This window comes from Bradyrhizobium hipponense, from assembly GCF_008123965.1.
GTDB classification, from domain to species: Bacteria; Pseudomonadota; Alphaproteobacteria; order Rhizobiales; family Xanthobacteraceae; genus Bradyrhizobium; species Bradyrhizobium hipponense.
In genome coordinates this window covers 1-14,174 of sequence record NZ_VSTH01000073.1, presented here as the reverse complement: position 1 = coordinate 14,174, position 14,174 = coordinate 1, and the positions used below count along the sequence as shown (strand labels likewise).

Here is a 14,174-nt window from a genome sequence, read left to right as displayed (position 1 = left end):
GTCTGCTGCCAGGCCGACTTTCCAGAGACGTGCTCACTGCAAGCGGCGGGGATTGATCGTTAGTACTTTTCCTCAATGGCCTTGCTGAGGCGATGCATCTCGACCTTCAAGTACATTTCGTCGTCCAGCGTGATGATGCGTGCGTGCGCGACCGAAATCCGGATTGGGAACAAACGGAAGAATGATTCTTGTACGCTTTCGCGGCGATTGAATGCGGCCGCGAAAACTCGCTTCCAGTTGTCGCTGCGTTCGATGATTTTGATGTAATCGGTGAAATCCGCATAGGCGATCAGCGGCTCAATCTGCGCCACCCCGCTCCTTTGCCGCCTGTTTCGCGTTCTTCCTACTATCAAGCATGCCGGGTGGTGTTTGGTGCTTGGTCCAGGCCACGCCGAATTCGGCCGTCATCAAGCGGTCAATGAACGCCCGTCGTTCAAAGCGCAGCAATCGGTCGTGGGCACGATTGGTGCGAACAAGACCTGTTTCTTCATCGCCGGCGGGTTCGGAATATTCCTGCGCATCAAGTCCGGCGATGGTGGTGGTTTCGTCGAACGCCTCAGCGGTGAATTCGGTTAGATCCGGATTGAAGCCGCGCGCGACATAGAACTCCGAACGCGCGACTGCATTGTCAAAGATAGCGGGTGGAAACGAGGGTATGTTTCGCCAATCGCCAAGCGAGAGGCGCAGCGTATCCGATAGCGCCGCGTCGAACGGCGCGAAGTTTCTCAAGCCATGCCCAATCGCCTGGATTTCTGCGAAGGCCCGGGCGGATTGCGCAATATTATCGTGCAAGAGCCACGGCGTATGCATCGACTGCACGGCCGCCGTGAAGCCGTTGCTCGCCGTTGCGGCATCCGCAAGGTGAGAAGCGACGGATCCCGCTCCGAGCGCGGCTTTGGCGAGCCGGTCCATCTCGTCATGAGCGGGCAAGCGGAAACGGTCGGTATACCCGGCATAGGCGCCTTTCATAGCCAGAATATCGCCGCGCATGGATGCAAGGTTGCCCACCGCGCCAAAATTGCGCAGATCGTCAAGCGGGCTCGCGAGCAGCTTGAGATGGTCGGCGGCGCCGGCAGCGAGAGCGCCTATTCCGGCGATGTCGAGATTAAGCGCTCCTGTAGGCCGTGCGGTGTCTATGATGTTAATGCCTTTGGCTGCATCCAGCAGCTTCTGGTCAATGGCTCCCAACCCGGCAATCTTGCGGCTTATGCGGTCGATTTCCGAAAACCGGTCCTGCATGCTGATCGCATCGAGAATGCTCCGATGCTGCCCTAGCGGATTTGCAACTCTCGCCGCCCGCTGCATGGCGGCGTTATCGGCCAGCATGCGTTTCATGTAGTCATCGACGCTCATTGCCTACATCCACAAAGTTACGTCCCTGGAGCCAAACTATATGATTCATCGCGGGGAGCCGGCTCCGACCGGCCAGACGGGATTCCCGCCCAGACATTGTACATGGACGCGCCAATAGCGGCTATTGGAGTCCCTGACTCGCGGGAGGGCGGATCGCTTGGAAAATCATTGAAAAATCAGTAGGATGGCGTCGCCAGCCTCTGATGCTGACAGCCTGCCTGTGTAGGCTATGATGTTGGCGAACATATGTGCCACCCGGCGTGGCATTGGAGAGTGGCTTTGTGGATTGAATCAATCAAGGTTGAGGGCGGACTCCTTCATGGATTCGATCAACGCTTTTCTCGCAAGCTTAACGTCCTGATCGGCGCGCGCGGCACCGGCAAAAGCTCCGTCATCGAGCTTATTCGCTTTTGCCTCGGGGCGCGATCGTACACGGCCGGGAGTGAGCAGCACTCCACCGAGCATGCTCTGGGCGTGCTTGGCGATGGCAAGGTGACCATCGTGCTGTCCGACGGGAAGCAACGGTTCGAGGTTTCGCGCACCGCTCAGGATACAGAAGTCGAAGATGGTGACAGGTTCGAGCCGCCATTTGTGTTCTCACAGGCCGAGATCGAGAGCATCGGCCTTCAATCGCAGTCGCGCCTGCGCCTTGTGGACGGCTTCCTGCCTGCCCGTCCTGCCACGCCAGCAAGCGCGACGAGCTCGCGGATCCGGTCTTTGACGGGGGAGATCAGGACGCTGTTGGCTGAGATCGACAATATCGACGAACGGACGGCCGAATTGCCGAAACTCCAGTCTACGCTGGCAACGCTGAAAGCGCAGGCCAAGGCGCAGACAAGCGTCCACAAGGAGATCGAGGGGTTCCGGAAGTCATTGAACGAACTCACCCCGCCGCTGGCTTCCGCGCGTGTGCGCGCCGAGTCAATCGAACGTGTCGTCGACTCGTTCACAGAATGGCTGGAGGAAGTGGATGCGGCCGTTGACCGCCATCCCTTGTTTGAGCCGTGGCCAACGCAGGTCGGCACGGCTGATGAGCTGGCTGACCTAAGGAAGCGCGAACGCACGGCGTATGGACGCATTCGGACGGGGATTGAAGAGCTGAACGCGATCGCGGAAGAGCTGCGCAAGAAACTGGCTGCGGCGCAGAGCCAAAAGACGGGCTTTGAGAACCGCGCACGTGATGTCCGGCAGAAGATCGAAGAAAAGCAAAAGGGTGCGAGCGCCATCGATAAGCAGATCGGCGACATCACCCAGCGCGTTTCCGTGCTGACGTCGCTGGTCGAGCTGCGGACGCAGCGCACGGCGCGTATTACAAGCCTGGAGGAGCAGCGAGAAAAGCTGCTCGCACAAAACGATGCCGCGAGGCAGGAGCGCACCAAGGACCGCGAAAAAATTGCCAAGCAACTGAATGTTGATCTCGGGCCGGCGGTGCGCTTGACTGTCCAGCCGTATTCGCAGCGCCTGGCATATGTCAGCGCACTGAACGCCGCGCTTCGGGGCAGTGGGCTGCGCTATGCGGAACTGGCTGATCGCATTGCCGAGACGTATAGCCCGGTCGAGATCGCGCACCTGGCCGAGGCGCGAGACACCGACACGATTGCCAAGGATCTCGAGATTACGGACGAAAGAGCCGCACGCCTTTGTGACGCGCTGCGCGGCGATGCAGGTGGCGCTCTCTTCACGACGATCGTCGAAGACGACATTCGGATCGCGTTGATGGACGGAGCCGACTACAAGGAAATCGACTTCCTCTCGATGGGGCAGCGCTGCACGGTAGTTCTGCCGGTCATCCTGCGCCATCTCGAGCGGATGATCGTCCTTGATCAGCCTGAGGATCATCTCGACAACAGCTTCGTCGTCGATACGCTGGTCAAGGGTATCGCTACGCGCAGCGCACGCGCGCAAACAATCGTTGCGACCCACAATCCCAACATCCCCGTTCTTGGCAGCGCCGATATGGTAATCCACCTGGAGTCAGACGGCAGTCGCTGCTTCGCGCGGTCATCCGGTTCGACGAACAAGCCCGCCATCGTCGGAGCGATCACGACGATCATGGAAGGCGGGCGCGAAGCTTTCGCGCGGCGCGCCGAATTCTACGCAAAGAACCTGCCACATGCCGCAACGAAATCCTGACGCCTTACTGCGCAAGCTACGCTCCGAATCCGCGACGGAGCGCTTGGAGGCTGCGCGTTTTTTTGCGGCGCATGCGACGGCGGCCGAAGAACAGGCGTTGCGCGAAGCAGCCGCACGGGAAACCGTTACCTGGATTAAGAGCGCCCTGCGGCGCGCGGTCGCCCGGGTGTCGCCAACCGCCCAGCCGGCGGGTTCACTCGCCTCGGTCGACACGGACGAATTGCCAAAAGGATTCGCGGCGCAGATCTTTGCCGAAGCGCTGGAAACGACCACTGCGCAGCTCCTGCATGAGGTGGAGCCGATATTGGGAAGCCTTCGGCTTTCCGCCGAAGGCGAGGTCGCGAATTTCGCGCAATCGAACACGAAGCAGAACCTCGACCGGCTTGATGAGTTTCTGAGCGCGCTTGGCCGTTTGCGGCGGGCGGCCAGCGCGCCGAAGATCGATGAATTCGCGCTCGACGTGGCCGTCGGCCGGTGCATTGATGAACTGGCACGGCCTCAAGGCTTGCGGCTGTTGCGCGCCGGGCCGACGCCATGCGTTGTGGACGGAGACAGCAGTCTGGTCTCGCTGTCCATTAGCAATGGCTTGCGAAACGCGGTGGAAGCAACGGTTGCAGCGAATGCGCCGCTCGAGGACGTGCCGATCACCGTCTCATGGGGTGCAACGGACATCGATTACTGGTTTTCGATCGTGGATCAGGGCATCGGCTTCAAGGGTGTGATTCAGAAAGCCTTCGACATCGGCTCGACGACCAAGGAAGGCCATCTCGGCATGGGTCTGGCTATCGTCCAGCAGTCCATGGAGTCCTTGGGTGGCCGGGTGACCCTGGTTCCCAATGAACGCGGCGTCCGCTTTGAGCTTCGTTGGCCAAAGAAGGCGGGCTGACCATGCGCGTGCTGCTCGTCGAGGATAACATTACCTTCTCCAAAGATATCGTGCGCGAGCTCACGAAGATCGCGGACTGCGAGACCGTGTGGGCAAGGAGCCGGGATGCGGCTCTAGCACGGCTCGAGGACGGTCTGTTTGATCTCGTCATCCTCGACCGCAGGATTCCTCCGACCGATGACGGTTTGGACGACGCGCAAGAACACGGCTGGACCGTTTTCCAGGAAGTGCGTAGCCGCATGCCGGGAACCTCGGTTTTCTTCCTGACCGGGACCGTCGACCCGGACTTTCCGGCCCAAGTGCTCAACGAATTTAGCCGGGTCGAGGACGTTCATGGGACCGGTGCGACCGAGCAGATGTATCAGGTTTTCTGGAAGAAGCGGCTTCCCGACTGCCTTGCACGGGTTCGGGCGTTCGCGGCCGCCCGCGCCGAGTTGGATCGGATCGCGGTTCAGCAGGACGCAGGCGAACGGGCTTTACAAGCCACCGAAGCGCAGGTCTTGCGAATCTTCAGTCGCCGCAACAATGGCGCAACCGCACGCATCAAGGAGTTGTCGGGCGGCTTGTCGGACTCACGCGTCCTGAAAGTCGTGGTGAGCCGGGCGGACGGCCTTTTCGTGACGTCGGCGGTCGCCAAGGTATCGACCCTTGCGATGATCGATGATGAGGGCCATCGCTACCGTACGGACATCACCCGCTTAACCGCAGGCGGATATCCGACCCTGGCCACGACGGTGAACGTCGGCGCGGCGAACCGCGGTGGCCTGTTCTACGCGATGGTCGGCGACACCGTCGAAAGTCTCTTCGACCGGATCGTCGCCGATGGAACAGACGTACGCGATATTCCTGCTGCCGTCCGAGCTATCGAAAGGCCTTGGTATCAAGGGAGCAACGTCGCCAACGTTCCTGTCTCGCGGATTCGCAGGCAGATCGTCGCCGATACGGACTTGCCCGGTATCCAGGCGGAGCTTGGCGAGATCGACATTCACGCAGTTGAGGCCACGCAGATACCGGCCGCGCGCTGCTGCCAGCACGGCGATCTTCACTGTGCGAACATCGTCTTTGATCAACGCGGGGTCGCGATGTTGATCGATTTCGGTGACGCGGGCCATTCCTTTGCGTCTGTCGACCCGGTGACATTGGAGCTGAGCACGATCTTTCATTTGCAGGCGGCGCGGTTGCCGCCGGGGTGGCCGTCGGAGGCCCTGCTCGGCCAGTGGGGAACGCTTGATGCATATGTTGCGGGCTGTGCGTTTCCTGATTTCATTCGCGCCTGCCGTCAGTGGGCCTTGGCGGTCGCTGGATCGCCCCAGGAGGTGTCGGCCGTCGCTTATGCATATGCCCTGCGTCAGCTCAAGTATGGCGATACGAATAAAGTATTAGCGCGAGCATTGATTCGCCACTGCATTGCGCAAATAACGGGCGGTGCAGCCGCTGCCTGACGCGTGCAGCGTCATGCAATCGGATCAGTTGCCGGGCTTTGTTGTGCTCACGTCGTCGCCGTCTCCGCCAGAGGCCTGCGTCAAAAGCCATTGGACGAGATCAATTGCTTCCGCAGGATATTCAATGCCGTGAAAGACACGGAGATCGTCGGCGAATTCGTCCAGCAGCTCCTTTTCCGTGTTTCCCCATCGACGCCCGCGTTCGAATCGCCCAGCAAAATCGCGGACACGTTCGCGAAAAGCGAGGAAAGCTGCCGACGCTGCAGTATAAGATTCGTTTGCGATCGCACGGTTCCGTGCCGCTTCGAAATCAATCTCATGCGTGCTGTGGGGTTGGCTGTTAACGATAGAAGTGCGGCGGTCTCCGGTACTAAGATAGGGATCACGGATCGATTGATCCTTCTGCATGAGGGCAGAACTAATTCCTGCGCAGTCCGCGCACACGGTAACCTGTGAGATGTCCCGCACGAAGATATCGTTCCGGAAGTCTGGAAACAGCCTTTGCCGATTTGCGATCGTCAGATCATTCCGCTCCAGGGTGCACTCATACAGCGACCGAACGCCCCCCGACCATCTTCCGCTCTTGCTCTTGCGCATGAGCTGGCGCTTGCCCCGCGCGCAGATCGGGCAGGCCCAATCGGACGGGATAGCGAGCCAGCGTTTCGACGAGACAGGATCAACATAGGCTGCATACTCGTCGTCGGTGGGCGCAATGACCGGGCGGCGCACCTGATCAACCGGGGCAAGCGTCGCGGAATCACGCCGTGTCGAGCGCGCCAGAAATTCGTCACGAAGAGTCCAGATCATCTGCGCTCGTTCGGTGTTCTTTGTATCCTGTTCGAACGACCTCATGAGAAGAGAGTAGGCGTCAAAGGCACCATTCATAATCCTGGTGCTCGCCATGCCCTGATGGTCGCGTGCCAACCGTCCATGGACGAGATGGCCAAGAAGTTCGTCGAGGAGGGATAGGCGTGCCTGGAAAGTTTCGCGTTCCGCTTGCCATGCGGCATAAGCTTTTTCGTAGTCGATTTCGTGATCCTTGCCGCCAGCCGAGCTGATAAATGTTCCGATTTCCTGCGCGGTGAAACTGAAGCGTGAATCGATTTCGTCACGAAACCGCGTTTTGACCTTACCATCTGCCGCGTTGCATTCCGAGCAGATGAGGCAAACGTCGAAACGCGATGTCAATTCACGGACATAGTCGAGAATGATGATCGACGACTTGGGGCGTGTCTCAAGCCAATCTTTGCCAAACAGCTCCCGTATGCGAGGCCAAATGCAGTCACGCATGTGGTCGTGGTGCAGCTCCAGTTTGGCGAGCAGCATCCCTCGCTTTGAGAGCCGGAAGATATCGTTTTTATGGCGGCGACACGCCGGGCAGATCCAATACTGAGGGCACAGCGCCCAGTTTTCATTTAGATCAAGACCCTTCGCTCCAAGGCGTTGCGCTGCGCGGTTGGTCTGCTCGCTCCATCTCCCATCCCAATGACTGAAGTGGAGCTGCATTTCCTCATCCGACAAGCGCGAAGGTCGCCAGAACAGAAGGCTGGCAAACCACGCTTTGGCATCCGGGTCATAACCGGAGAAGGGGATGTCGTCGTCCGCATCGAATACCTTGTCCATGGACGTCTTTCCCGCCAAAACTGGTGCATATTAGGGTCCGGACTCAATTGAGCCAATATGCGACAAGAGCGGCGAGATGAATAGCGGCCAAGAAGTTCCGTGCGAGCTTGTCATATCGTGTGGCGATGCGGCGGAAGTCCTTGAGCCGGCAAAAGCAGCGTTCGATGACATTTCGGCCTTTGTAGGCGCGTTTGTTGAAGCGGTGGATGACGATACGGTTGGATTTATTGGGAATGACGGGCTTGGCGCCGTGACTAGCGATTTCGGCGCGAAGGTTGTCACCGTCGTACCCTTTGTCTGCGAGAAGCGCGCTCATGGGTGGCGCGAGCGCCAGAACATCGGGCGCGGCAGCGATGTCGGCATCCTGACCTGGGGTCAGATGCAGGACGACCGGTCGGCAGAGCGGATCGCTCAGCGCATGGATTTTTGTCGTACGGCCTCCCCGCGAGCGGCCGATTGCCTGATTGTGCTCCCCCCTTTTCCGCCGGAGGCACACCGATGAGCTTTGATCGAAGTCGAGTCGAGCGACAGCACGACGGCATCTTTGCCAGGTTTGGCCAGTGCTTGAAAGATTGCGTACCATCGTTCGCGCTTGGCCCAGCGATTGAAGCGATTGTAGATCGTCGTGTAAGGACCATATTCGCGCGGACAATCACGCCATCGCGCACCCGATTGCAGCATGTGAACGATACCGCTGATGATGCGCCGATCGTCGTTCCGATCCGGCCCCGTCAGTCCCGTCGGCAGATGAGGTTCGATACGAGCCCATTGCCTGTCATTCAGCCAAAACAAACCCGCACGCATTCTCTCGCCTCCGAATCAAGAACACGCAGGCAAGAGAATCACGTGGCGCTAATTAGGTACAGACCCTAGTGCGGGTCGCTTCGTGTCTTGTGGCCCGCGTGGGATCGAAGCATGCGCGCTGATCAATCTCAGCGTCGATCGCTTCGTGCGAAGAGAGGTAAAGCGGCGTCGTTTCGCCCGTATCCTCGTGTATAAAGGTGGCGAAGTGTACGCGCGTCGCTTGGCGATCAAGACGACAACCGACGGAAACACCGGATGTGACTATTGTCATAAGCTTGCATTCAATCTCGCTCTCGCCGGCATCGGGCCGGCGGCCGGGAGGTCGAAACCTGCTCGAAACAGGCAGACGCGCTTCAAGCCTTTGCTCTGGACATAGCGCGGGTATCCCGGCCGAATGGCCAGAGTTGATCTCGCCTGACAGGGCGAGAACCGCAGCAGGTTTGGAAATGGCTGTTCGAGTCGGGCTTCGACACCCGCAGCAACTCATGCCCCATTCCTCGAATTCGCGCAATATGGTGCGTAATGCACTAATTCGACCCAAACGCGAGTAGAGAAATTGTATCGTACGAAACAAAACGGCGGCTCGATTTGGCCCGTTTGCAACGTGCCGCGCTGTCTCGTGAGGGCGATGCGTTTTGCCGCACGTACGCCCGCCGCTGCGAAGCCTAACCGCCTTCAGAAGTTATTCCGCTGCCCACCAAAACAACGACTTCCGGTTGTTCGGTAAGTTTGGACAGTCCAAAAAAATATCGGCTAGCGCTTTTTCGGCGTCCTCGTCGCTCAAGTTCGGCGTGTTCGGTGATTTTGGACCAGGATTCCAAGTTTGCGGCTCGTGCGTTTTCGGGGCGCGCTTGTGCCGTGTGTCCCCTGTGCACGACAGGACCGATTCGTTCAGTCGCCTAGCTCGTGATCGCGGAAAGACCACGCCGATGTATCAAATAATCCCCCTGGGCTTTCGTTCAGCGCGTCGATAAATTGATCGATTCCCTGCAAAAGGTCCTCGCCGAGATCGGCTTTCAATCGACGAAGCCGAGCGGCTGCCATTCCAACACGATCTCTATGATCTATGATTGAGGTCAAGATCGTAGAAAATATGCTGAGGCGCCGTATGGCATCGATATCGTTTCCTCCCACGGCGAGTTGGCGCAAGAAATGGGATATTTTGACATTGCCGCGAAGAAAGCTGCGATAATAGGAGGTGGTTCCGCAATATCGGTCATTTCCATAGAAGTTTACGCTTTCGGCAGCGATCCATAGGCGGGTGTTTCGCGATCTACGTTCGCTGCGCGTCGCTTCATCAAGGTGCTGCCTAATTCTTTGGTCCAAAGGAGTCGTCGCCATTTTTGAGTATTGGCGGTCTATTATTTCATCAATACGAGTCCACTGATCGACCGTCCGCGCGCCCCACTGGATGTCCACTCGACGCAAGCTCTCGCTGGTCCTGATCTGAATAGGCTCAAATTCAAGCTCAACGGAGTCCCGCATCATCGAACTAACATCCATGTTGAAGAGTATCGTTCCTTGAGGAAGAGCTTGCGCCTTGTCGCCCAGCGACGTGATCACGTCTGCGACTGTCGCATTAGCTTTGGATTCTCGAACGAGTCCTTCGGCGGAACTTACCAATTGGCAATCAACTGTCCAAAAAGTCTCTTCTTTAACAAGATCATTGAAGGCTCTGTTGACGCGTTTGCCATCCTGCTCCGTGATGTAAACTGGAAGTGCCTTCATATGTGCGCGAAGTTCGCTAGGTAACAGAGCATCTGTACTGTCGCCAAAACCAAATGGCACAAGCATGATGGCGTTATTGGCGGCCCACGTGAGGGAATATTTCTCTTCGGTCACAAGTCGGTTAAGTTCGTTTTTAACGTGGCCCACATAAAGTTCATAAAGAGTGGAAACCAGAGCGTCGCGCTCCGGAGTTGTTTCGAGAGTAGAACGAGCAACGTTGGTCTTCGGCGCTGTAGGCCCTCGCGCATTGGCCACCGCAATCAAGGATCGTGACGCCAGTCCGGGACTTGCAAATACCACCGCAATGCCTTCAACGCATGTGCAAGGGGCAGGTAGAGTTTGCGTCCGGCCGTTGACGTGCGCGATAGTCCAATCACGATAAGCGGGGGACCATCGAACAGCATACGCAAACTCGACGCCATCGAGATTGCGAGAGATGACTTTGTATTGCGGCTGATCACCTGTAACAGATAATCCTGATTGCTGGAGATGGTCTGCGACGGCGTCGGCAGCAGACGCGAATCCGACATCAACAGGTGCTTCGTCGTCGATTTGTACAGTAACTTTGCAGCGTGGGATAACGATCCATTGCCGCATGATGTCAACTACGGAACCGAGTCTGGCAGTTGATCGCACCTTCAACCGAACCCGAGTGCCGTGTGGAGCGAGGCTGCTAGCTTCGGTATCTCGGGCCTTATCCAGCAGCCGAACGAGGTACCTGCCATGCACCGAGCGTAACGAGATTTTGCGCGCCTTGTCTTCCTGTCGAGAACAAGTAGTTATTTCGACTTCGTCGGAAACCATGAATGTTGAAAGAACGCCGATACCAAAGCGGCTAATTGCAGAAAAAGTTGGGTGTGCTTCCTTGAATTTTTGATCTTGGTAACGCGACGATCCGACCTTGAGCAAATGTTGCTCAATAATATCCTGGGTCATTCCCGTACCGTTGTCGGTAACGGTCAATATTCTTTCCTCGCTTTGCCATCGCACGACTAGCCGGCCAGGGATGGCGCCCCCGCTTTCGGCTTCACGCAAACGAACAGCGTCGATTCCGTTCTGCGAGAGCTCACGTAGAACCACGCCGGTGTCGTTATACAGAGTGTGACCGATCAGAAGATCTAGGATCTTGTGTTGATCAAGATCAAACGAATACGTCTTCTTGAGAAATCCCTCTGTTTCGATGTGGTCATCTGCGATCTTTCTCCAGATGAACGAATGCTTGGACGCTCGCTCCTTCTTCGACGTCTCGGCCCAATCGTATGATTTCCGGATTTCTTTAGCGACATATGCAAGAAAGGACGTCAGACCGAAGAAGCCGTTCTCTTCTGTAAAGGTCGCGTGAACCTCAATTGTGTCTTTAGGAGCTTTGGGATCGGGGATGCGTTCATCATTCAATCCCATTTGCGGCATGACACGTCGCACTGCGTTTTGCTTTGCCCATTCGCGCTGACTTATTGGGTCGGTCGGATTTATTACCCTAAACAGAACTGACGGGGTTCTATCTCGGCGCATATGCAGTAGGTCTGCTGACCGCAGAATAATGGCGCAGTATTGAATATTTGCCGTTTCGGCATCCGATGAGCCATAAGGCTGAACAACCTTGTATTTTGTGGGATTGTCCAAGTCGTCTAAGTGATGGCTTTCGGCAATGAGCGCCAAATCTCTTCGCAGCGTTGGATCGAGATTTGCAAGAACGCGCTGCACTTCTCCAATGGCAGCTTTGGAAACGCCGAACGTTGGATCAATTGTTCCTTCAATCCATTGTCGAATGCGGTGCGCATGATTGTGACGAACAAATTCTTGATAAAGAAAGACGTCACGCTCCTCACTTCCCAGCTCATTCACGCGCGCCTTGTATTCAGCGGCGCGCTGACCGCTAAAAAGGACCTCATTGCAGAACACGTCAAACCCGGATTGATCGCGTAACTTAAATTCATCCCGAGTGACCAGCATCCCCATGTCGTGAAAATAGATCGACAGCGTGATCAGAAACCAGTCCGCGTCCGACATAAATTTCTTTGTCTGATCGTCGACAAGCCAGTCAGCTAATTTCAGCACTTCATCGATGTGAGAAATGTCGTGCTTGGAGTATTCGGAAAAGAAACCGTGCTTTCCAATTTGAGATAATAGGTCGGCGGCTGTTCGCTTGATTTCTTGCAAATTCACACCGAACCCTTCGAACGCCGTCGCCTTGAGCGCTCGAACTTCGGGATAGAGTTCAAGATTGACGTCCGTCATTTTATTTCCCCCTCCACGCAGGATGTAATTTTGCGCGTCTGCTAGACCTTTGGTTGAAACTGAAAACCCTGTCAATCGTGTCAACCTGGATTTGAACTGGTCTGGCTGGAGGATTTCAGGGGCGCGCTTGGGCCGTAGGGGGTGGGTACCACGGAAGGACCCGCCGCCTAGCAGGCGCTTTTCGCCTGCCGTTCCGCGATCCGCTTGCCAAGCTCGGTGACGCCCCAAGACGGGAGGCCGCCAGTGGCGCAAACATGCTGGCACTGCACGAGCCGGTGCCGGAATAGTTCATACAATTCAGGATCAGCGCGCTCGCTCGCGCTCATGAACCAACCATTCGGATAAATCGCGAGCGCCCGCAGAACGTGGCGCTGCTTAATGGTCATTGATTTGGCGTGAGCGTCATGCAGGGACCACGCGCTGAGGGCTGATCTGGTCGGCTAAAAGATCTCGCGGAATGGTTTGTCGCGAGGTCACAATGTCGAAGGATAGTCGTAAGGATAGCGATAAGGATAGGCATACGCCTATCCTCGAACACGGCGCCGACACGCTGCGGCGTGTCGAAATCATCACCGGGACGGGCCGGCGTCGGCGCTGGTCGACCGATGCGAAGGCGGCGATTGTCGCGGAGAGTTTCGCGCCGGGTGCAAGCGTGTCCGCGGTGGCACGACGACACGACATCAGCCCAAGCCTGTTGTTTCTGTGGCGTCGTCAGACCACGCGGGTGAAGCTCGCGGAGCGCCGGGACGGAGATGTGCCACCTGGCTTTGTGCCGGTCGCGATCACTGGCTGCGGCGGCGAATTGTCGTCGCGCGAAGAGCAGGCAGCAATTGAGATCCAGGTCGGCGCGGTTCGCATCCGTGTCAGGGGGACGGTCGACCGGCGGGCGCTGTGCGAGGTGCTTGCGGCAGTCGAGACGGTTGGCCGATGATTGGGCTCCGACCTGGGTTGTCGATCTGGATCGCGACGCAGCCGATCGATTTCCGTCGGGGGATGGACTCACTGGCGATGCTGGTGAGCGAGGCGTTTGGGGCCAATCCGTACGACGGCGGACTTTATGTCTTCCGGTCCAAGCGCCGAGATCGCGTGAAGATCCTGACCTGGGACGGAAGCGGCCTTGTCCTTTACTACAAAAGAATCGAGGGGCAGTTCACCTGGCCGCCGATCAAGGAAGGCGTCATGCCGCTATCTCATGCTCAACTCTCGGTGCTGCTCGATGGCTCAGACTGGAAGCGTGTGCCGATGCGGGTTGTGGATCAGCCAGCGCGAGCTGGTTGATCCGTATCAAGAGTAGCTCGTCACTCATGCGGAGTTGTTGTAAAATCACTCTGCATGAGTGATTTGCCTTCCGATCCAGCATTGCTCCGACACACCGTGATGGCGCTGTCGTCAAGGCTTGCGGCGTTGTCGGCGGAATGCAGCACGCTTTCGGCCGAGCGTGATGCGGCGATCGCCCAACGCGACGCTGCGGTTCAGGAGAACGACAAGCTCCTGATGATCCTGTCCCAGTTCAAGCGCACGATCTTCGGTCCCCGCTCCGAGACACTGGATCCCGGACAGCTGCCTCTCTTCACCATCACGGCACAGGCGGCTCGTGCCGCGGCCAACGACGACGTAACCGGAGGCAGGCTGCCTGATGGAGCGGAGGGCCGTGGAAAGCGACCGGCGCGACGCAACCGGGGGAAGCTTCCGGAGCATTTGCCGCGCATCGATGTCGTAATCGATATCGAGAGCTACATCTGCCCTTGCTGCGGCGAGCGGCTGCACAAGATCGGGGAGACCGTCAAGGAAGCGTTCGACGTCATTCCGATGCAGTACCGGGTCAAGCGCATTGTGCGTCCGCGGTATGGCTGCCGGGGATGCCGCCAGGGTGTGCTGCAGGCACCCGCGCCGGCCCAGGCGATCGATGGCGGGATGGTGACGGAAGCCTTGCTGGCCCACATCGCGGTGATGAAATACGGCTACCA

The 14,174-nt window shown here is 57.7% G+C and carries 10 protein-coding genes and 1 pseudogene; 6 read left to right on the top strand and 5 right to left on the bottom strand.

Features of this window, described 5'->3' with window-relative positions; translation table 11 throughout:
- Positions 1-59: 59 nt before the first annotated feature.
- Positions 60-311 (bottom strand): hypothetical protein, encoded by a 252-nt coding sequence (locus FXV83_RS21665; RefSeq protein ID WP_148741418.1) that lies wholly within the window; start codon positions 309-311, stop codon positions 60-62.
- On the bottom strand, positions 298-1,353 hold the full coding sequence (locus FXV83_RS21660) for a hypothetical protein (protein ID WP_148741417.1): 1,056 nt from the start codon (positions 1,351-1,353) through the stop codon (positions 298-300). Before FXV83_RS21660 ends, FXV83_RS21665 begins: the two co-directional genes overlap by 14 nt.
- A 279-nt stretch (positions 1,354-1,632) precedes the next feature.
- On the opposite strand from FXV83_RS21660, the gene FXV83_RS21655 reads away from it, so the two are divergent.
- Genes FXV83_RS21655 through FXV83_RS21645 form a run of 3 tightly spaced genes read left to right on the top strand, consistent with a single transcriptional unit; the run spans position 1,633 to position 5,814 of the window.
- Entirely contained in the window at positions 1,633-3,486 is a 1,854-nt protein-coding gene (locus tag FXV83_RS21655; protein WP_148741416.1) for a coiled-coil domain-containing protein, read from the top strand.
- On the top strand, positions 3,467-4,372 hold the full coding sequence (locus tag FXV83_RS21650; protein WP_148741415.1) for a sensor histidine kinase: 906 nt from the start codon (positions 3,467-3,469) through the stop codon (positions 4,370-4,372). Before FXV83_RS21655 ends, FXV83_RS21650 begins: the two co-directional genes overlap by 20 nt.
- A complete protein-coding gene (locus FXV83_RS21645) occupies positions 4,351-5,814 on the top strand; it encodes a phosphotransferase (RefSeq protein WP_148741414.1) in 1,464 nt (487 codons plus the stop codon). The genes FXV83_RS21650 and FXV83_RS21645 overlap by 22 nt, the downstream gene beginning before the upstream one ends.
- A gap of 24 nt (positions 5,815-5,838) precedes the next feature.
- Here the strand turns inward: FXV83_RS21645 and FXV83_RS21640 are convergent, their stop codons facing one another.
- From FXV83_RS21640 to FXV83_RS21630, 3 genes and pseudogenes are all read right to left on the bottom strand, one after another.
- Positions 5,839-7,437: a hypothetical protein gene (locus tag FXV83_RS21640; RefSeq protein WP_148741413.1), complete on the bottom strand. Its 1,599-nt coding sequence runs from the start codon at positions 7,435-7,437 to the stop codon at positions 5,839-5,841.
- A gap of 43 nt (positions 7,438-7,480) precedes the next feature.
- Positions 7,481-8,241, bottom strand: a pseudogene (locus FXV83_RS21635) (IS5 family transposase).
- Positions 8,242-9,132: 891 nt separating this feature from the next.
- On the bottom strand, positions 9,133-12,207 hold the full coding sequence (locus tag FXV83_RS21630) for an HD domain-containing protein (protein ID WP_148741411.1): 3,075 nt from the start codon (positions 12,205-12,207) through the stop codon (positions 9,133-9,135).
- Positions 12,208-12,685: 478 nt separating this feature from the next.
- On the opposite strand from FXV83_RS21630, the gene tnpA reads away from it, so the two are divergent.
- The 3 genes from tnpA to FXV83_RS21615 all read left to right on the top strand — a co-directional run.
- Positions 12,686-13,138 (top strand): IS66-like element accessory protein TnpA, encoded by a 453-nt coding sequence (gene tnpA, locus FXV83_RS45450; protein WP_187436058.1) that lies wholly within the window; start codon positions 12,686-12,688, stop codon positions 13,136-13,138.
- Positions 13,135-13,485 (top strand): IS66 family insertion sequence element accessory protein TnpB, encoded by a 351-nt coding sequence (gene tnpB / locus FXV83_RS21620; protein WP_038952245.1) that lies wholly within the window; start codon positions 13,135-13,137, stop codon positions 13,483-13,485. Before tnpA ends, tnpB begins: the two co-directional genes overlap by 4 nt.
- A gap of 54 nt (positions 13,486-13,539) precedes the next feature.
- Positions 13,540-14,174, top strand: a 635-nt coding sequence (locus FXV83_RS21615; protein ID WP_235939999.1) for an IS66 family transposase zinc-finger binding domain-containing protein, incomplete at its 3' end; no start/stop codon positions are given.